The organism is Lysinibacillus sp. 2017 (assembly GCF_003073375.1).
In the GTDB taxonomy this organism is placed as follows: Bacteria; Bacillota; Bacilli; order Bacillales_A; family Planococcaceae; genus Solibacillus.
Genome location: NZ_CP029002.1, coordinates 3,718,318 through 3,737,915 on the forward strand (window position 1 = coordinate 3,718,318; position 19,598 = coordinate 3,737,915).

Below are 19,598 nucleotides of genomic sequence, written 5' to 3' on the forward strand. Positions count from 1 at the left end.
GTCGCTCCTTATTCTTCAATTACATGTACTTTTAAAGTAGCCTTTACTTTATGGTGTAACTTTACAGGAACGTTTGAAAAGCCCAGTGAACGGATTCCGTCGTTGCATTCCATTTTACGTTTGTCGACTTTAAAGCCATGTTTCTTTTGTAATGCGTCCGCAATTTGCTTCGTTGATACTGAACCAAATAGGCGGCCACCTTCACCTGATTTTGCTTTCACTTCGACTGTGATTGCTTCTAATTGTTCTTTTAAATCTTTTGCTGCTTGTAATTCAGCCGCTGTATTTTTTTCTTCTAAGCGTTTTTGACCTTGTAATTCGCTTATTGCTTGGTTATTTGCTTCTTTTGCAAAACCATTTTTAATTAAAAAGTTACGGCCGTATCCTTCTGCCACTTCTTTAATATCACCTTTTTTAGCTGAGCCTTTAACATCTTTTAGAAATACTACTTTCATGATTCCTTACTCCCTTCGACTACTTCAGTAATTGCTTGATTTAAATATTTTCTAGCTTCGTCAATCGAACCTGCTTCGATTTGTGCTGCCGCATTTGTTAAATGCCCACCACCACCAAGCTTTTCCATAACGAGCTGTACATTGATTTCACCTAAGCTACGTGCACTAATTCCAATTAACCCATCACTACGATGTGCAATAACAAACGAAGCCCCAACATCTTTTAGTGTCAGTAAAATATCTGCTGTTTGTGCAATTAATACAGAATCATATATTTTTGAATCTTCGCCGTTTGCAACTGCAATTCCTTTGTGAGGAAATTGTATCGTTTGTATTATTTTTGAACGGGCAACATACGTATCAACATCTTCTTTTAATAACCGTTGAATAAGAACGGTATCGGCACCTAATGTACGTAAATAGGAAGCTGCCTCAAATGTTCGAGAACCTGTTCGTAATGTAAAGCTTTTTGTATCCACTATAATACCAGATAAAAGTGCTGTTGCTTCTAGCGTGACAACCTTTTCATTTTTAGGCTGATATTCTAATAACTCGGTCACTAGCTCTGCTGTAGATGAAGCATACGGCTCCATATAAACAAGTGTAGGATTTGAAATAAATTCTTCCCCGCGTCGGTGGTGGTCAATCACAATGACTTTATCGGTTTTACTCAACAAACGGTCGTCAATAACAAGACTTGGTTTATGTGTATCGACAATAACTACTAATGATTTTGAAGTCATTTTTGATAGCGCATCTTCAGGTGTAATGAAGCGATCATAAAAGTCCGTTTTATCTTCCAACTCTTTCATTAATCGACCGACACTGCCACGAACTTCATTAAAGTTTACAACAATATACCCTTCTACTCCATTCATCGCGGCCATTTTACGTACCCCTACTGACGCTCCAATAGAGTCCATATCTGGATTTTTATGTCCCATAACAAAGACACGATCACTATCTTGAATTAAATCACGCAGTGCATGCGAGATGACACGCGCACGTACTCTCGTTCGTTTTTCAACCGGATTTGTTTTGCCTCCGTAAAATCGAATTTTCCCATCCGCTTGTTTAATTGCTACTTGGTCGCCTCCACGTCCTAATACTAAGTCAAGACTCGACTGAGCTAGCTGGCCAAGCTCTAATAATGACTGTGAACCTGCACCAACCCCAATACTTAACGTTAACGAAAGATTCTTTTGCATCGTTCGTTCACGCATCACATCTAAAATGGAGAAACGCTTTTGCTCAAGTTGTTCTAAAATTGATTCATTTAATACAATGACAAAGCGATCCGATGCAAAGCGCTTAGCGTACATATCGTAATGGGCAGCCCATTCATTAACAATGGACGTAACCATTGTATTTGTTAAACTGCGTGCCTGGTCATCCATACCAGATGTAATTTCATCATAATTATCAATGAATAAAATTCCTAGTACTGTACGATCGGCAAAATATTTTGTTTCAATTTCCACTTGTTTCGTTATATCAAAGAAGTATAATAATCTTTCTTCCTTTTTATAAAATACATGATATTTTCGATTATGGATGGTTAAAGTCATTTCGTTTTTTTGATCTTGATTAACAAATACATGTAAATCCTCTGAAAGTGCATAAATTTCATGACCAATTAACGATTCAGCCTTTAATACTTTCAACATGAACGGATTCGCCCAGTCTACCATAAACTTTTCATTCATAATCAAAATCCCAAAAGGCATTTCTAAAAAAGCTTCTTCCCCTACATTTTCCATGCGATAGGACAAAGATTCAATATATTTTTCTGTTTCTGAATAAGTAACTACTTCTATCTTCAGCGTATAATAAATGATGCATGCAAAAACTAAAATATAGGCAATTCCGATCCATACATTCCAATTCATAATAAGGATAGCTGCTACTATTCCGAGTATGAATAGTGCTAAAAGTGGATAACGAATTGGTCTTTTACGAAAAATCCCCATTTTAATCAGCTCCTCATTTTTGACTCTTTTCTTGAATAAATCCTCGGGCATTAAAGCCCAAATCAATAATACCTATTAAAATTACAAATGAATATAACGGAATCGCAATTAATGTACATAATACTTTAAGGAATCTTGGTTGTTTATATGCATCAAGTGCAAAATGGATAAACGAAATCCCTTGTATTGTTAACAATACCCATAAAATCATGGAGATATTTAACATGGCCATTGCGAATGATGAACCTGCCTCTGGTTGTACAAATAAATTAATGGTTAATGCAATTAAGTAATACCATAGGACAGCTCGCGGTAAGCGTAATTCACTAAACTTTGCAAACTTAGGCACATCTACTTTAAAACGCTTTAAAAGTGGTAAATTTACCGTAATTAATACTAATGATAATAATAATACAGCCATCGTAATAGAAGCAGGAATGGTCGTTTCAAGCGTATCGAGCATGCTATTTATATTATCCATAACTTCTTTCGATGTATTTTGCCCTGACATTTTTTCAGCTATTTTTATTGAATCTATGTAGCTTGATCTCATTAAATCAAGTGATTCTTTAATAAAATCAATTTCTAATAAACGAACAGACGCTACATATTGAATAGCAAATGTAATTAAAAGTACAACGCTTGTAGATAAAAACATATAAACTTTACTTTTCTTATTGAAGAGAGCATCACCAATCATGACACCGGCCGCTGCAAAAATTAATGAGGCTGGTAAGATGAGTAAACCACCAACAAAAAAAGTAACGATGACGGCGATAATTGCCACTAATAATGAAGACTTTCTATCATGGGTCGCACTGTACCAAATAATAGGTAATGGTGCAAAAAGCATCGCAATGATATTCACCACTGGTACATAGAAAACAATGGCCATTAATACTGTAAATAGTGCAACCATCATTGCCCCATGTGCTACGTTCCTTGATTGATTATTTTGCATTGAGAAACCTTCCTTATCTATTGTTACAAAAACATGTTACACATGATGTGCTATTCTTTCATCTGTCGATTCAACCGAATTATTTTTTCTTCGACAATAAACTTTTCTCACCATTCTATTGTACCATTTTTGTATAGGCAAACAAACTAGCGTCACCTTAATGCCATTAAAATCTATAATAAAAAAACGTACAAAATCTACATAGAGATTTTGTACGTTTTTATCGGTTTTGAATAACCAATTCTTATTTATCTTCTGCAACGAATGGTAATAAAGCCATAATACGTGAAACTTTGATAGCAGTTGTAAGTTTACGTTGGTATTTAGCTGAAGTACCTGTTACGCGACGTGGTAAAATTTTACCGCGCTCAGAGATGAATTTTTTTAATAAATCTACATCTTTGTAGTCGATGTGCGTAATGTTGTTTGAAGTGAAGTAGCAAACTTTACGGCGTTTGCGGCCTCCGCGACGTGGTGCCATTATCGTGTTCCTCCTTTTAATTTTTAATAAGTAGATGATTGAAGGCTTAGAACGGTAAATCGTCCTCAGACACTTCAATAGGTCCTTTGCTATTCGCAAATGGATCTTCATCTACACGTGTATAATTTTGCTGATTTTGAGGTGGTTGTTGATTAGAACCAAAAGATTCCTGTGGTTGTGCTCCCCCAAATTGTTGGTTTGGTTGATTATTATATGACGGTTGCCCACCATAATTTTGTCCACCACCATACTGTTGGTTTGGCATACCTTGAGATGTGCCTGCTCCTCCGCGTGGTTCTAAGAACTGCACAGCATCTGCAACAACATCTGTCGTATATACACGCTTCCCATCTTGTCCTTCATAGCTACCTGTTTGAATACGACCCTCTACACCAATCAAACTTCCTTTTTTCATGAAGTTCGCTAAGTTTTCAGCTTGTTTTCTCCAAGCAATACAACCTATGAAATCTGCTTCGCGTTCACCCGATTGGTTCGAAAAAGTACGATTTACAGCAATTGTAAAACGTGCCATTGGAACGCCACTCGGTGTATAACGAAGCTCTGGATCCTTTGTAAGTCTTCCGACTAATACAACACGGTTAATCATCAGTACACCCTCCTTTTTTTCAGCATTTGTAATTTAAAAATTATTTGTCATCTTCGCGAACTGCGATGTGACGGATGATGTCTTCGCTGATGTTAGCTAAACGAGTGAATTCGTTGATAGCAGCAGTTTCAGCGTTAACTTTCACGATTTGGTAGAAACCTTCGCGGAAGTCGTTGATTTCGTAAGCTAAACGACGTTTACCCCACTCTTTTGCTTCTACGATTTCTGCACCATTTGAAGTGAAGATTTCGTTAAAACGCTCTACTAAAGCTTTTTTCGCATCTTCCTCAATGTTTGGGCGGATTACGTACATTACTTCATACTTTCTCATTTGTGTTTGCACCTCCTTATGGACTTGGGCTCTCCTAACAAAGTAGGGAGCAAGGAGTAAGTAACTTCTATTACTCACATCAATGAATTGTATCACAATTAACTATTCCACGCAACTAGCTTCACCTTATAATATTTACTCATCTTTTGTTATAATCATTAATAGATAGAAACGATTTATTAGATAAACGGGAGGTAGCCTATGGAAACAAATATACCGATTACCATTGCACTTAACATGAAAAAATTAGCCCGTGACAATATTATTTTTACAATTTTACTACTCATTCTTTTTATCCTAAGTAACGCACTTATTCATCAACGCTTTAAAGCAAACTTTTCACTTTGGGATCTATTACTTGTATTCATTGGCTATTGTATCCTTATTATACTGCATGAGGTGTTTCATTTAATCGGCTTTATGTTATTTGGTAAAGTTAAATATAAGGAGCTTGATTATGGAGTGAACTTCCAACTCGGAGTTGCTTATGCCACAACGAAAAAACCATTAAAAAATGCAGCCATGAAAAAGGCTTTGTTACTGCCATTTTGGACAACGGGTGTCATTCCAACAATCATTGGCTTTTCAATCGATAATTTCACACTCGTTATATTAGGCGCTTTACTTATTGCTGGAGCAATTGGTGACTTTTATATGTACAAAGAACTCAAAAAATTTCCAAATGACGCAACCGTAAAAGATGATCCAAAAGAGCCCAAATTATATGTTTATATTCAATAAAAAAATCGATTTACTCGAGCGATCTATTCGCCAAAGTAAATCGATTTTATTTTTTTCCAGCAGTAACAGGTAGTTGATCTCTATCGAATACCTGTAAAAGTCCGATTCGTAAAGGCTAACAATCCGTGGAAGATACGGCACCACGGATTGAAGTTTCACTTTAAACGTTGAATAAGAATTCCATTACATCGCCGTCTTGTACTACGTATTCTTTACCTTCAAGGCGTAAACGTCCTGCTTCTTTAGCCGCTGGTTTTGAACCGTATGCAACTAAATCATCGAATGAAACTGTTTCTGCACGGATGAAACCGCGCTCGAAATCAGTATGGATAATACCTGCACATTGAGGTGCTTTCATCCCTTTACGGAATGTCCAAGCACGTACTTCTTGTACACCAGCAGTGAAGTAAGTAGCTAAACCAAGTAGGCTGTATGACGCTTTAATTAATTGATCTAAGCCTGATTCAGGAATACCTAATTCATTTAAGAATTCTTTTTTCTCATCATCATCTAACTCAGAAATTTCTTCTTCAATTTTTGCACAGATAGTAATAACTTGCGCACCTTCTGCAGCTGCGTATTCTCTAACTTTTTTTACATGCTCATTATCAGATGGATCTGCTACTTCATCCTCTGAAACATTTGCTACATAAAGCATTGGTTTAATTGTTAAAAGGTGTAGACCTTTAATTGCTTTTTTCTCGTCTTCAGATAAATCAACAGAACGAGCAGGTTTTTCAGCTTCTAACGCTTCTTTAATCTTCACTAAGATTGGTTCTTCAACCATTGCTTCTTTATCTTTTTGTTTTGCCATTTTAACAACACGTGCGATACGTTTATCAACAGATTCCATATCCGCTAAAATTAGCTCGAGGTTAATGACTTCGATATCGTCGATTGGGTCTACTGTACCTGCAACATGTGTGATATTCTCGTCTTCAAAACAGCGTACAACTTGGCAAATTGCATCTACTTCACGGATGTGAGATAAGAATTTATTTCCTAAACCTTCACCAGTAGAGGCACCTTTTACGATCCCTGCAATGTCTGTGAATTCGAATGTAGTTGGAACTGTTTTCTTTGGAGTTACTAACTCTGTTAATTTATCTAAACGCTCATCAGGAACTGTTACGCTACCTACGTTTGGTTCAATTGTTGCGAATGGATAGTTGGCAGCAAGTGCGCCTGCTTTTGTAATTGCGTTAAATAAAGTTGATTTTCCGACGTTTGGTAAACCAACGATACCAGCTGTTAATGCCATTTTGACACAACCTTTCTATGTTCAGTGCATTTTTTTCTGAAATTCTATAACCTTGTCTATTATATTGATTACTCGCATAAAAGTCTAACTCCACTTTTATTTACACTTCTGTTGATCGAAGCACCTTTTTCATTTTCTTATCAAATTCACGACGTGGAATCAGCACACTATGTCCACAGCCTTCACATTTAATGCGAATATCTGCACCAAGTCGAATAATTTTCCACTCATTTGTGCCGCAAGGATGTTGTTTTTTCATTTCCACAACATCGTTTAATAGATATTGTTTTGTTTCCATCAACTATTCGCCCCCTTGATCTCTTTCATAGAACATCATTTTTGGTACTGCTAAAGGAATACCACTTCGAGTTAAAATATCGATTACGTCTTTTCGGATAATGCGAGAAATCGCATATTGCTGAAGTGGTAATGTTTCAACAGTAATACGGATCGTTGCTTCTGTACTTGTTGTATTAGTTACACCTAAAAATAACGGTGGATTTACTAATTCTTCATATAATGAAGGCAATGTATCTAAATAATCTTGAATAATCTTCTGTACTTTTTCAATATTTGCATCAAGTGATACTTGCATATCAATCATTGCTTTTGAATTATTAATCGAGTAGTTAATAACTTCTGTTATAGTACCATTTGGTAAAACAAACTGTTCCCCTGTACTCCCCTTAATTTTCGTCGTACGCAGGCCAATTTCCATAACAGTTCCTTCAGCCGTGTTGATTTTTACATAATCTCCAACACTAAATTGATCCTCTAAAATAATGAAAAATCCTGTAATAACATCCTTCACTAAACTTTGTGCACCAAAGGCGATGGCTACTGAAGCAATCCCAGCCCCAGCAAGTAACCCAACCACTTGTATATTAATAGCCGATAAAATCCCCATAATAGCCGAGAAGTAAACTAAATAGCTAAGTACACTTTGAAGCAATTTTACAATCGTAATTTGACGACGTTCATTGTCTCGAACGCGTAACATCAGTACACGATGAATTACTTTCTTACCTATCAATACAACTAAATAAGAAATAACTAAAATAGCTAAGATTTTAACTGATGCAATAAAGATCATATCCCAAAATTTCACGCTTGTGACGTAATCCCAAAGTTTTGACGTATAACGAGCTATTCCCTTTATATCGGTCGTTGCGATACTACTTAAATTATCTTCCAAAATTTCCACCTCTTGTATAACGAACTTTCAAATTGAATATACTGCATAAATATAGCGCACTTTACCACATTTCTCGAGTAATCTACTTACATTATTAAAGGAGTTGAATTGTAATGAATAATACGCAATCCTGTTATTCTATTCACTATGAACAAACGAGCGCTGTTTGGGAACTAAGTAGTCTCTTTTTAGACCTAATCCCCTTTCAGCATGATGCGCTCGTATTTTGCTGCATTGGTACCGATCGTTCCACAGGTGATGCCCTGGGTCCCATTATCGGTAGCCAACTGCAACACACCTTTTCGTTTCCATTCCGTGTTTTGGGTACTTTAGAGCAGCCACTTCATGCTCTAAACATCATTGAAAGGCATGATCAATTAAAAAATGAAATTCAAAGCCCATTTATCGTTGCTGTTGATGCTTGTTTAGGAGATGTGAATGCCATTGGATCGATTTTAATCCAGCAAGGCCCACTTCATCCTGGGAAGGCTGTCAAAAAGCAATTGCCACCTATCGGAAATTTATCGATTAAAGGCATTGTAAATGTTGGTGGTTTTATGGAGGCATCTGTTTTACAAAATACGAGATTACATGTTACGTATTCAATGAGTGACAAAATCGTACGTGCTTTAATACTTGCATGGCAACGTCATTTACTGAAAGGAAAACAGAATCGTAACGATTATACCGACCATTACAATCGCCGGCAGCAAATTGGCTACGCGGATTTTCGTTAATCCTGTAATATTTAAACCAATCGCTAAAATCATCACACCACCTGTTGCAGTCATTTCAGTTATAAATAAATCAAGTGCTTCTTGTGGAATATACGTACTAATTACACCAGCAAATAGCGCAATTGCACCTTGATATAAAAAGACGACTACGGCTGACAGCAATACCCCAATTCCCAAAGTAGAAGCCAAAATAATCGCTAAAAAGCCATCAATAATGCCTTTTGTTATTAACACATCGTGGTCATTACGAAGTCCGCTATCTAGTGCACCGATAATTGCCATCGAACCAATAACAAAAATAAGAGTTGCTGTAACAAAACCTTCAGCTATCGTGCCTTGCTTTGCTTTTTTACCGAATAATGACTCAATCCATTTACCAAAACGATTAAATTTACCTTCTAAATCTAACCATTCACCAATGACTGTACCAATTACTAAGCTACTAACAATAATGATAAAGTTACTGCTTGTTATTCCCATTTGGATACCTAGAACTGCTACGACTAAACCAATAATCGACATGACCGTTTGTTGCATTGATTCTGGTATATTTTTAAATAATCGTCCTAACAATGCTCCGATTACAATGAATAATGCATTTAAAAATGAGCCAAGTAATACCATGAAGACATCCTCTTTCTTTAACTATGCAAGCGATTTAAATAATACTACTGATTTTAACACGCTCTTTTAGCAAACAGAATAACTATTCTTCCTTTATAAAAACACAGAAAATAGTAAAAAAGGGCATCCTAAACGATGCACCTATTGTTCCTCAATATTTAAAATTTCTAAAATGCGGTATAAATCATCTTCCGAATAAAATTCAATTTCGATTTTCCCTTTATTCTTTGCTTTTTTAATTTGAACTTGTGTTCCAAAATATTCACGTAGCTGAGATTCTGTCGCTTGCACGTGAATATCTTTTTTTGTTTTCTTTGTTTCACGTGAAACTTCTTCATTGACATCTTGAATGTATTTTTCAAGCTGGCGGACATTTAAATGATCTCTCATTACTTTATTTGCGACTTCTGGAATGCGACGCTTGTTCTTTAAGCCAAGTAGTGCTCGACCATGCCCCATTGAAAGTTCTCCATTGTTTACAAGCTCACGGACATCCTCAGGCAATTGTAGTAATCGAATTAAATTCGCGATATGTGGGCGACTTTTCCCTAAACGCTTTGCTAAATCATCTTGTGTGAAATTCAACTTATTAATTAGATTACTATATGCTTCTGCTTCTTCAATTGGCGTTAAATCTTCACGCTGTAAGTTTTCTAAAATCGCTACTTCCATCATCTGTTGCTCATCAAAATCTTTCACGATAACTGGTACTTCTGTTAAACCCGCCTGTTTTGCTGCACGGTAGCGTCGTTCACCTGCAACGATTTCATACTTCTTATCTTTTTTTCGAACGACAATCGGTTGAATAATACCGTGTTCCTTTATGGATGCCGATAACTCTTCGATAGCTGTTTCATCAAAAATTTTACGTGGTTGAAAAGGGTTAGCGATTATTTTGGCAACCGCAATTTGTTGTACTTGATCCTCTTTATGTACTGCCTCTTCACGAAATAAAGCGTCAATACCTTTTCCTAATCCTTTAACCATTTTTAATCACTTCCCTTGCAAACTCTAAATATAATTCAGCGCCGCGCGACTTTGGATCATACAAAATAATCGGCTTACCATGGCTTGGTGCCTCACTTAAACGGACATTACGCGGAATAATTGAACGATATACTTTATCCTGGAAATAACGTTTTACTTCATCAATAACTTGAATACCTAAATTCGTCCGTGCATCAAGCATCGTCAATAACACACCATCAATCATTAACTCTTTATTCAAATGTTTTTGAACGAGGCGGACTGTCGATAATAATTGACTCAGTCCTTCTAACGCATAATATTCACACTGTACGGGGATGATTAAGGCATCCGCAGCAGTCAACGCATTAATCGTCAATAATCCTAAAGATGGCGGACAATCAATAATAATAAAATCAAAGTTATTTTTCACTTCTTGTAATGCTTTTTTCAATCGAACTTCACGTGAAATCGTAGAAACAAGTTCAATTTCAGCACCAGCCAATGAGATTGTAGCTGGTACAATGTACAAGTTTTCTACATTCGTTTGTTGAATAACCTCTTTAATATCTTCGTCATTAATTATGACATCATAAATACAGCTTTCTAAATCACCTTTTCGAACCCCAAGACCACTCGTGGCATTTCCTTGTGGATCAATATCGATTAATAAGACCTTCTTTCCTAAAAAAGCTAAACATGCACTTAAATTCACGGATGTCGTTGTTTTTCCAACGCCACCTTTTTGATTGGTAATCGCTATAATACGTCCCAAATTCGCACCTGCTTTCATCACTTCAATTTAGGTTGAATCATCATTAACACAAAAAGATTTAAAAATATTCTACTGTTTTCTTTAATCTACTTTAAGTTTATCAAAAAATCTCTCTAAACGTTGCATGAAAATTCAACTTCTTTCAATCCGACAAAAAAACCTTCTACGCTTTAATTGCATAGAAGGTATATAAATCCTTGTTTTTACAGGTAATTATTTTTTATTATTTTTCGGAATTTTTACAGTGATTTGATAGTAATCCTCTGTATCTTCTTCCTCTGTTTTCACATGGATTCCGCTTTTTGTCACCATTGTCAGTGACTGCTTAATCGTATTTAAGGCAATTCGAACATCTTTACTTATCGCTTTTCGGCTCGATTTACGCTTTTTCACTTCTGGCTCTTCTGGATTTAGAATTAATTGAATTTGTTGTTCAAGCTGTCTTACGTTCCAATCATATTCCTTAGTTGCTGCAATTAATTGCAGCTGCAGTTGCTCATCTTTAATCGCAATTAGTGCACGTGCATGACGTTCAGTAATTTCACGACTTAAAATCGCTTCTTGTACAAATTGCGGAAGCTTTAATAATCGCAGTTTATTCGCAACTGTTGATTGTCCTTTTCCAAGTCGTTGTGCAAGTGCCTCTTGTGTGAGCGAGTGCATCTCCAGTAATTGCTGATAGGCAAGTGCTTCTTCAATTGCGGTTAACTCTTCACGTTGAAGATTTTCAATCAATGCGATAGAAGCTGTCTCACGATCATTTAAATGACGCACAATTGCTGGAACATCTTTCCATTGTAGAGATTTCATCGCACGGTATCGACGTTCACCCGCAATTATCTCAAAATTCCCAGAGCCATCACTCATTGGACGAATGACAATTGGTTGGATTATACCGTGCGTATGAATCGTTCTTGCTAATTCTTCAATCTTCTCATCATCAAAAACTGTACGTGGCTGATAACGGTTCGGAATGATTTTATCTATTGGAATTTTAACTACTTCTTCTGAAGTCATTGAGATATTCTCCATTACTTCTACTTCACTTTTCACTTCTGGCTCTTGTTCTTGCTCCTGTTCTTGCTTTACACCGCCTCCGAAAAAACGCGAAAAAGTACTTTTCATCCGTGTGGCACCACCTTTAAGAAACTATCTAGCTCATATTAAATATTATTTATGATTCACTCATAAATGTACAGTGTTGATTGAACAGTTATTTTATAAAAGAGACATAAATATAAATATGTATGCATCAAAAGACGAAAACATTTCATAATTTATGTTTTTATCTAGAAGAAAATTTGCTTATTTAATGGGTGTTTTATTTGGAACACCTGGTTTACGTGGATATTTCTTGGGTGTTGTTTTTATTTTATCAAAAACATAAAGTGAGCGTTCACTTTCCTCTACTGGTAAATGGAACGAAAATTCTTCTTTTAATTTTGCACCTAAAGTTGAAATGGCTTTTGCTGCATCCTTCATCTCTTCTGCCCCAGCTGCTGCTTTTAACGCAACAAAATAGCCGCCTTCTTTGGCAAGAGGGATACATAGCTCAGAAAGGACTGAAAGACGAGCGACCGCGCGTGCTGTCACAACATCAAACTTTTCACGATAAGCCGCATTTTGGCCGAATTCCTCTGCACGTGCATGCACAAAATTCATATTTTCTAATTGTAATTCATTCGTTAAATGATTTAAAAATGTAATACGTTTATTTAATGAATCAACAATTGTAATTTGTAAATGTGGGAAGCAAATTTTAATTGGAATACTTGGGAACCCTGCGCCAGCACCAACATCACATACTCGTGTTACTTTTGTAAAATCAAAGTAAAATGATGCACTGATTGAATCGTAGAAGTGTTTTAAATAAACACCTTCCAAATCCGTTATCGCTGTTAAATTCATTTTTTCATTCCACTCAACTAATAGCTCAAAATATTTTTTAAACTGTGCGATTTGCTGTTCTGAAAGCTCAATGCCCTTTTGCTTCAATGCTTCAATAAACTGCTTTTCGTTCATAAAAACGCTCCTTTTTACTAGATCAATTACGCAAATCATAATTGCGTCCAAATTTGGCTTTGCGCTTAGGCCCACAGGACGTGGGTCAGTTAGAGGCTTTGGCTTCTTTCAGCGTGCATCCAAACACCCGCTGAAAGAAGTCAAAAGAACGAGCGCCTTTACTGTTCAAAAGACGCTCATCAGTATTAATTGGTACTTACTTTTGCGATTCTCCCTTGCTCAATATAGACAAGTAAAATTGAAATATCCGCAGGGTTTACACCTGAAATACGTGATGCTTGTGCAATTGAAAGTGGTCGTACTTTTTTCAATTTTTGCAATGCCTCAGAAGCTAAGCTACCAATTGCATCATAATCAATATTTTCAGGGATTTTCTTATCCTCTAATTTTTTCATTTTTTCTACTTGTTGAAGAGCTTTTTGAATATAACCTTCGTATTTTAATTGGATTTCAACTTGTTCACGTACTTCTTCACTTAATGACTCTTCTGTTGGTTCAATTAAACTTGCAACTAAGTCATATGTCATTTCTGTACGTTTTACAAAATCAGAAGCACGAATACCATCTTTTAGTTCAGCACCACCTACAGAGCGTACCGTTTCTTGTGTTTTTTCGTTTGGTTTCACGATAATTGCACGTAAACGTGCAATTTCATTTTCTACTTGCTGGCGTTTTTTCGTAAAGCGCGCATAGCGTTCTTCTGAAATTAACCCCACTTTGTAACCTACGTCTGTTACACGTAAATCAGCATTATCATGACGTAATAATAAGCGATATTCTGCACGAGATGTAAGTAATCGGTACGGCTCGTTTGTACCTTTCGTTACTAGGTCATCGATTAATACACCAATATAGGCATCCGAACGAGAAAGAATGACTTCTTCTTTTCCTAGCACTTTTAAGCCTGCATTCATACCTGCCATTAACCCTTGACCAGCAGCTTCTTCATAACCTGAAGTCCCGTTTAATTGACCTGCAGTATAAAGACCTTTAATCGCCTTTGTTTCAAGTGTTGGCCATAATTGCGTTGGCACAATGGCATCATATTCAATCGCATAGCCAGCACGCATAATTTCAGCATTTTCTAATCCTGGAATTGAGGCAACCATTTTACGTTGTACGTGTTCAGGAAGCGATGTTGAGAATCCTTGTACGTAAACTTCTTGCGTATCGCGACCTTCTGGCTCAAGGAAAATTTGATGGCGCGGCTTATCAGCGAAGCGCGTAATTTTATCCTCAATTGATGGGCAATAACGTGGACCTGTCCCTTTAATCATTCCAGAGAACATCGGAGAAAGGTGTAAGTTTTCATTAATAATTTCATGTGTTTTTTCACTTGTATATGTTAACCAGCAAGGAAGCTGATCTGTAATAAATTCCGTTGTTTCAAAACTAAATGCATGTGGCTCTTCATCACCAGGTTGAATTTCAGTTTTTGAATAATCAATCGTACGGCTATTCACTCGTGGTGGTGTACCAGTTTTAAAGCGCACCATATTAAACCCTAAGTCTTTTAAGTTATCCGCTAATTTAATCGATGGCTGTTGGTTATTTGGACCTGATGAGTATTTTAAGTCCCCAATAATGATTTCACCGCGTAAAAATGTACCAGTCGTTAAAACAACTGCATTCGCACGGTAAATGGCGCCAACTTGTGTAATAACACCTTTTACTTCTTCATCTTCAATAATTAATTCTTCCACCATAGCTTGGCGAATTTGAAGATTTGGTTCGTCTTCTAATAAGCGTTTCATTTCACGTTGGTATAACTGTTTATCAGCTTGCGCGCGTAATGCACGTACCGCAGGACCTTTCGCTGTATTAAGCATACGCATTTGAATATATGTTTTATCAATTGCGCGTCCCATAAGTCCACCTAATGCGTCGATTTCACGAACTACAATCCCTTTTGCAGGACCTCCGACAGATGGATTACATGGCATAAACGCAATTAATTCTAAGTTGATTGTGAGCATTAATGTTTTTGCGCCAGTTTTTGCAGCTGCATATGCGGCTTCAACTCCGGCATGACCAGAACCGACAACAATTACATCATAATTACCTGCCTCATATTGTGTTGGCATGTATTTTCATCCTTTCTGATTTACCGATCTATTCATTCTAGTCCAACTTGATAAAGATGAACTAGAATGAAAAAGCAATTATATATTATTTTCCTAAACAGAATTGTGAGAAGAGCTGATTAATTAAGCTTTCCTGCACCGTATCTCCAATAATTTCACCAAGAATCTCCCATGTGCGTGTCACATCAATTTGAATCATGTCTACAGGTACACCAGATTCTGCTGCCGCTAGTGCCTCTTCAATCACGTCCTGTGCTTGATGTAATAACGCAATATGACGTGCATTTGAAACATAGGTTAAATCATTTGCCTCTACTTGTCCTTCAAAGAATAAGGCAGCAATTGCTTCTTCAAGCTCAATAACGCCCTCTTCTTTTACTAAAGACGTTGTTACAACACGATGTTTGCCCGCTAATTCATGGACACGATTTAAATCAATTTTACGCTCGATATCTGTCTTATTCACAACTACAATGTAATCCATCGCTTGAATCGTCTCAAATAAGCGTTCGTCTTCTACTACTAATTCTTCACCATAGTTTAAAACAAGTAAGATTAAATCTGCACCTTTTAACGCTTCACGTGAACGTTCTACACCGATTCGCTCAACGATATCCTCTGTTTCTCGAATCCCAGCTGTATCAACTAAACGTAGTGGCACACCACGAACATTTACATACTCTTCAATGATATCACGTGTTGTTCCTGCGACATCTGTAACAATTGCTTTATTTTCTTGTACTAAACTATTTAAAAGCGACGATTTCCCTACATTTGGGCGTCCTAAAATAACTGTTGATAATCCCTCACGTAAAATTTTACCTTGTGAAGAAGTTTGTAATAATTTGATGATTTCTTCACGAACCCAGCCACATTTTTCTAATAGTACTGGTATCGTCATTTCTTCCACATCATCATATTCTGGATAATCTATATTAACTTCTACTTGCGCTAAAGTCTCTAATAATGCTTGGCGTAAAGATGCAATTAATCTTGAAAGTTTCCCATCCATTTGACCAAGCGCAACATTCATCGCACGATCTGTTTTCGCACGAATTAAATCCATTACCGCTTCTGCTTGTGAAAGATCAATACGTCCATTTAAAAACGCACGCTTCGTAAACTCTCCAGGCTCTGCTAAACGTGCTCCAGAACGTAAAACAAGCTGTAAAACGCGATTGACAGATACAATCCCCCCGTGACAATTAATCTCTACTACATCTTCACGAGTAAAAGTTTTTGGACCGCGCATTAGCGACAACATGACTTCTTCTACAATTTCATCTGTTTTAGGATCAATTAAATGTCCATAGTTAATTGTATGCGTCGCGACTTCTGTTAATTTTTTATTCGTTGGTGATTTAAATATTTTATCTGCAATTGCTACTGCTTCATCTCCGCTTAAACGAACAATGGCAATAGCTCCTTCTCCCATTGGTGTGGATATCGCAGCAATCGTATCAAATTCCATCTATATCCTCCTATTTCAGTGTTATCCACATGTGGATAAATCACAACCGTTCTATACTCTCTAACGATTTAGATTACCATATTTTCAGTAAAATCTAAAGTAATGTCGACTTTTCAAAAGGCATACTAAACGAATAAAAAGCGACCTATCCAAATGAATAGGTCGCTTACTATGTCTGTAATAATAAATAGATTATCTTACTGGCTCTATGACTAAATAACGATTCGGTTCAATACCTTCTGAATACGTTTCGATATCTAGTCGATTTGCTAATGCATTATGAATAATTTTTCGTTCATAAGAAGCCATTGGTTCAAATGTAACTGTTTTTCGCGTACGAATTGCTTTATCTGCCATACGAGCTGCCAGTTGTTCTAAAGCAATTTGACGTCGTTCACGATAATCTTCTACATCCATTTGTAAAATCATAAAAGATTTTGCTGTTTTATTGAGCATAAGCTGTGTTAATTGTTGCAGTGCGTTTAATGTATAACCGCGCTTTCCAATTAATAGTGCTGCTTTTTCGCTCGAAAGTTTGAAAGCCACATTTTTTCCATCTGTCGTATGGTCAATTACTAAATCTGTAATACCCATTTCTAAAGCAATACTTGTTAAATACAATTTTGCTTCTTCAATCGGGTCAACCTGTGTTAGTTGCTCTTGGTGAATTGGTTGATCTTCATTCGTTAAAATAGGCTCATCCACGAAAACCGCTTCAACAACCAGCGCTTCCATTGCAGGAACTGATTGTTCAAATGGTTGTTCATTCACTTGTTGAACAATTTCTTTTACCGTCACACGAACTTCTGCTTTACGTGTACCGAAACCTAAAAATCCTTTTTTACCTTCTTGTAAAACTTCCACATCAACTTGTTCACGAGAATGGCCAAGCTTTTGTAACGCTAATGAGATCGCTTCTTCTACTGTTGCGCCTATTTGCGTAGTTTGTTTCACTTATTTCGCTCCTCCTGCATCGGTAGCATCCGGTTTATTTTTATTCCAAGGTTTATAAATTGCAAGGTTTTGACATACAGAAACAATATTTCCGACAATCCAATATAATGATAACGCAGCTGGTAAGAAACTACCGAAACCAATAATCGATAATGGCATGATATACATCATGATTTTCATTTGTGGGTTATCAACTGCTGGACCTGTCATTAATACTACGTACTGAATAAGACCCGCGATAACTGCAAATACGATACTTGGCTCTGCTAAGTGGAACGATAAAAATGTTCCTAACTCAAATGCTGGTGATACATTCATGCGGCTAATAGCATGATAGAAACCAATTAAAATCGGCATTTGAATAAAGATTGGTAAACATCCAGCTAATGGATTAACACCAGAACCTGACATTAACTGCATCATTTCTTGCTGGTATTTTTGTTGAGTTGCCGCATCTTTAGAGCTATATTTTGCTTGAAGCTCTTTTAATTTTGGCTGAATTTCTTGCATTTTTTTTGAGCTTTTAACTTGCTTAATTGTTAAAGGTAAAATGACTAAACGAATAATAATCGTAACAATAATAATCGCAAATGCATAGTTTGCTTCATTTCCTTCAAACATATCAGCAAAAAGCTTGATAAAAGATACTAATGGCCAAACGATATATTCATTCCAAAAGCCTTCACTTTCAGATGAAATTGGCTCTTTAAATTCCGAACAACCTGAAAGTAGCAATACTACTGAAACAAGCATCAGCATAATCCAATGTTTCTTCTTCAACCTTCTTCCTCCTAGAGAACACCTATTCAATTTATGACAACAGTTTACCATGTGTATCCATTTCTACACTACAAATTGTTTCGATAATTCGAATTTTCTTCTTTCTTTATTTCAAACTATCGAACAATTTGTTACCTGTAAACTTTTATAGTTATGTTGAATTTATTTTATCCTTTATAAACTCTTGCAACTTTTAATACATGCTGCAAGCTCTTTTTCGTTTCATGAAAATCTAATGTGGCCGCCTGTGTTCGGGCGATGATAACATAGTCCATATCTTGTCTTACTTCATCTTTTAACTCTAGAAAAGCTTGGCGAATATAACGCTTCACTCGTACACGAGTAACCGCGTTTCCAACTTTTTTACTCACTGATAAGCCAATACGAAACGCTTCATGTTGATCATTTTTTAAACAATAAACAACAAATTGGCGATTCGCAAATGACTTACCCCTTTTAAACACCTTTTGAAAATCTTCATTTTTTTTAATACGTTGGCGTTTATTCATTGATCCATTCACCTGCTCCATCTAATCATTGGTACTTTTTTTGCTTCGTTCACTACATAAAAGAAAAAAAAGACCACTGATGTGGCTCAGTGGACTTATGCTGATAATACTTTTCTTCCTTTTTTACGACGACGAGCTAATACGTTGCGGCCGTTTTTAGTGCTCATGCGAGCGCGGAAACCGTGTACTTTGCTGTGCTTACGTTTTTTAGGTTGGTACGTACGTTTCATTTATATACACCTCCTGAATTCAAGTGTTACTATATCTATTTCTACATACAGACCATGACATTATATAAATAAAATTACCTCTTTGTCAATGGGTCTGTTATTTTTTCTTTCAAACATTCCTTTTTCCTATCTATTTTAAATCAAAAACGCGACATTCCTACTTATCCACAATTTCATTTCATTGCTCTGTTAAACATGTGAATAGTTTTTTTTGAAAATTTTTTATCCACAACACTTATCTACAACTTTTTCACAAACACACGCCCTGTGGACAACTTTGACGTGTATAACTCAACTTTATGTGGATAAGATCGTTTAAGTATTGAAAAACCTAACTTTTTTTGATACGATAACTGTGTTTTACTTTGTGGAATTCTTTTTCGGGAAATAAATTATCCACAACTGTTAATAATCTGTGGACAAAGATGTCCACCGTACTCTAAT

General features: G+C 36.3%; 22 protein-coding genes. 2 read left to right on the forward strand and 20 right to left on the reverse strand.

The window, feature by feature from the left end; translation table 11 throughout:
* Window positions 1-8: 8 nt before the first annotated feature.
* From rplI to rpsF, 6 genes are all read right to left on the reverse strand, one after another.
* Window positions 9-455 (reverse strand): 50S ribosomal protein L9, encoded by a 447-nt coding sequence (gene rplI, locus DCE79_RS18290; RefSeq protein WP_108714367.1) that lies wholly within the window; start codon window positions 453-455, stop codon window positions 9-11.
* Window positions 452-2,425 (reverse strand): DHH family phosphoesterase, encoded by a 1,974-nt coding sequence (locus DCE79_RS18295; RefSeq protein ID WP_108714368.1) that lies wholly within the window; start codon window positions 2,423-2,425, stop codon window positions 452-454. Before DCE79_RS18295 ends, rplI begins: the two co-directional genes overlap by 4 nt.
* 13 nt (window positions 2,426-2,438) lie before the next feature.
* Complete coding sequence (locus DCE79_RS18300; protein WP_108714369.1) at window positions 2,439-3,386, reverse strand: YybS family protein; 948 nt, start codon at window positions 3,384-3,386, stop codon at window positions 2,439-2,441.
* Between the two features lie 244 nt (window positions 3,387-3,630).
* Window positions 3,631-3,870 (reverse strand): 30S ribosomal protein S18, encoded by a 240-nt coding sequence (gene rpsR, locus DCE79_RS18305; RefSeq protein WP_199912349.1) that lies wholly within the window; start codon window positions 3,868-3,870, stop codon window positions 3,631-3,633.
* 43 nt (window positions 3,871-3,913) lie between these two features.
* Window positions 3,914-4,474, reverse strand: coding sequence for a single-stranded DNA-binding protein (gene ssb, locus DCE79_RS18310; protein WP_108714371.1), 561 nt, complete (start codon window positions 4,472-4,474; stop codon window positions 3,914-3,916).
* A gap of 40 nt (window positions 4,475-4,514) precedes the next feature.
* Window positions 4,515-4,805 (reverse strand): 30S ribosomal protein S6, encoded by a 291-nt coding sequence (gene rpsF / locus DCE79_RS18315; protein WP_108714372.1) that lies wholly within the window; start codon window positions 4,803-4,805, stop codon window positions 4,515-4,517.
* A gap of 201 nt (window positions 4,806-5,006) precedes the next feature.
* On the opposite strand from rpsF, the gene DCE79_RS18320 reads away from it, so the two are divergent.
* Window positions 5,007-5,546, forward strand: a complete 540-nt coding sequence (locus DCE79_RS18320; RefSeq protein ID WP_108714373.1) for a DUF3267 domain-containing protein — start codon at window positions 5,007-5,009, stop codon at window positions 5,544-5,546.
* Between the two features lie 160 nt (window positions 5,547-5,706).
* Here the strand turns inward: DCE79_RS18320 and ychF are convergent, their stop codons facing one another.
* From ychF to DCE79_RS18335, 3 genes are all read right to left on the reverse strand, one after another.
* On the reverse strand, window positions 5,707-6,807 hold the full coding sequence (gene ychF / locus DCE79_RS18325; protein WP_108714374.1) for a redox-regulated ATPase YchF: 1,101 nt from the start codon (window positions 6,805-6,807) through the stop codon (window positions 5,707-5,709).
* A gap of 100 nt (window positions 6,808-6,907) precedes the next feature.
* Entirely contained in the window at window positions 6,908-7,105 is a 198-nt protein-coding gene (locus DCE79_RS18330; RefSeq protein ID WP_108714537.1) for a DUF951 domain-containing protein, read from the reverse strand.
* 3 nt (window positions 7,106-7,108) lie between these two features.
* Window positions 7,109-8,002 (reverse strand): mechanosensitive ion channel family protein, encoded by an 894-nt coding sequence (locus tag DCE79_RS18335; protein ID WP_234417296.1) that lies wholly within the window; start codon window positions 8,000-8,002, stop codon window positions 7,109-7,111.
* Window positions 8,003-8,115: 113 nt separating this feature from the next.
* On the opposite strand from DCE79_RS18335, the gene yyaC reads away from it, so the two are divergent.
* Window positions 8,116-8,739 carry a spore protease YyaC gene (gene yyaC / locus DCE79_RS18340; RefSeq protein WP_108714376.1) on the forward strand — a complete coding sequence of 208 codons (624 nt, stop codon included), beginning with the start codon at window positions 8,116-8,118 and terminating at the stop codon, window positions 8,737-8,739.
* Here the strand turns inward: yyaC and DCE79_RS18345 are convergent.
* From DCE79_RS18345 to rpmH, 11 genes are all read right to left on the reverse strand, one after another.
* Window positions 8,656-9,363 (reverse strand): DUF554 domain-containing protein, encoded by a 708-nt coding sequence (locus tag DCE79_RS18345; protein WP_108714377.1) that lies wholly within the window; start codon window positions 9,361-9,363, stop codon window positions 8,656-8,658. The two genes, yyaC and DCE79_RS18345, sit on opposite strands and share 84 nt — an antisense overlap.
* A 141-nt stretch (window positions 9,364-9,504) precedes the next feature.
* The gene (locus tag DCE79_RS18350; protein WP_108714378.1) at window positions 9,505-10,350 is read right to left on the reverse strand and encodes a ParB/RepB/Spo0J family partition protein; all 846 of its coding nucleotides are present in this window, start codon (window positions 10,348-10,350) and stop codon (window positions 9,505-9,507) included.
* Window positions 10,343-11,104, reverse strand: a complete 762-nt coding sequence (locus tag DCE79_RS18355) for a ParA family protein (protein WP_108714379.1) — start codon at window positions 11,102-11,104, stop codon at window positions 10,343-10,345. Before DCE79_RS18355 ends, DCE79_RS18350 begins: the two co-directional genes overlap by 8 nt.
* Window positions 11,105-11,317: 213 nt before the next feature.
* Window positions 11,318-12,229: a nucleoid occlusion protein gene (gene noc / locus DCE79_RS18360; RefSeq protein WP_108714380.1), complete on the reverse strand. Its 912-nt coding sequence runs from the start codon at window positions 12,227-12,229 to the stop codon at window positions 11,318-11,320.
* A 180-nt stretch (window positions 12,230-12,409) separates the two neighbouring features.
* On the reverse strand, window positions 12,410-13,126 hold the full coding sequence (gene rsmG / locus DCE79_RS18365; RefSeq protein WP_108714381.1) for a 16S rRNA (guanine(527)-N(7))-methyltransferase RsmG: 717 nt from the start codon (window positions 13,124-13,126) through the stop codon (window positions 12,410-12,412).
* Between the two features lie 185 nt (window positions 13,127-13,311).
* Complete coding sequence (gene mnmG, locus DCE79_RS18370; RefSeq protein WP_108714382.1) at window positions 13,312-15,210, reverse strand: tRNA uridine-5-carboxymethylaminomethyl(34) synthesis enzyme MnmG; 1,899 nt, start codon at window positions 15,208-15,210, stop codon at window positions 13,312-13,314.
* Window positions 15,211-15,295: 85 nt separating this feature from the next.
* On the reverse strand, window positions 15,296-16,681 hold the full coding sequence (gene mnmE / locus DCE79_RS18375; RefSeq protein ID WP_108714383.1) for a tRNA uridine-5-carboxymethylaminomethyl(34) synthesis GTPase MnmE: 1,386 nt from the start codon (window positions 16,679-16,681) through the stop codon (window positions 15,296-15,298).
* A 192-nt stretch (window positions 16,682-16,873) separates the two neighbouring features.
* Entirely contained in the window at window positions 16,874-17,635 is a 762-nt protein-coding gene (gene jag / locus DCE79_RS18380) for an RNA-binding cell elongation regulator Jag/EloR (RefSeq protein WP_108714384.1), read from the reverse strand.
* Window positions 17,636-18,415: a membrane protein insertase YidC gene (gene yidC, locus DCE79_RS18385; RefSeq protein ID WP_108714385.1), complete on the reverse strand. Its 780-nt coding sequence runs from the start codon at window positions 18,413-18,415 to the stop codon at window positions 17,636-17,638. It abuts the gene before it with no gap.
* Between the two features lie 167 nt (window positions 18,416-18,582).
* Complete coding sequence (gene rnpA, locus DCE79_RS18390; protein ID WP_108714386.1) at window positions 18,583-18,924, reverse strand: ribonuclease P protein component; 342 nt, start codon at window positions 18,922-18,924, stop codon at window positions 18,583-18,585.
* 95 nt (window positions 18,925-19,019) lie between these two features.
* Window positions 19,020-19,154: a 50S ribosomal protein L34 gene (rpmH, locus tag DCE79_RS18395; protein WP_008408389.1), complete on the reverse strand. Its 135-nt coding sequence runs from the start codon at window positions 19,152-19,154 to the stop codon at window positions 19,020-19,022.
* Window positions 19,155-19,598 lie beyond the last annotated feature (444 nt).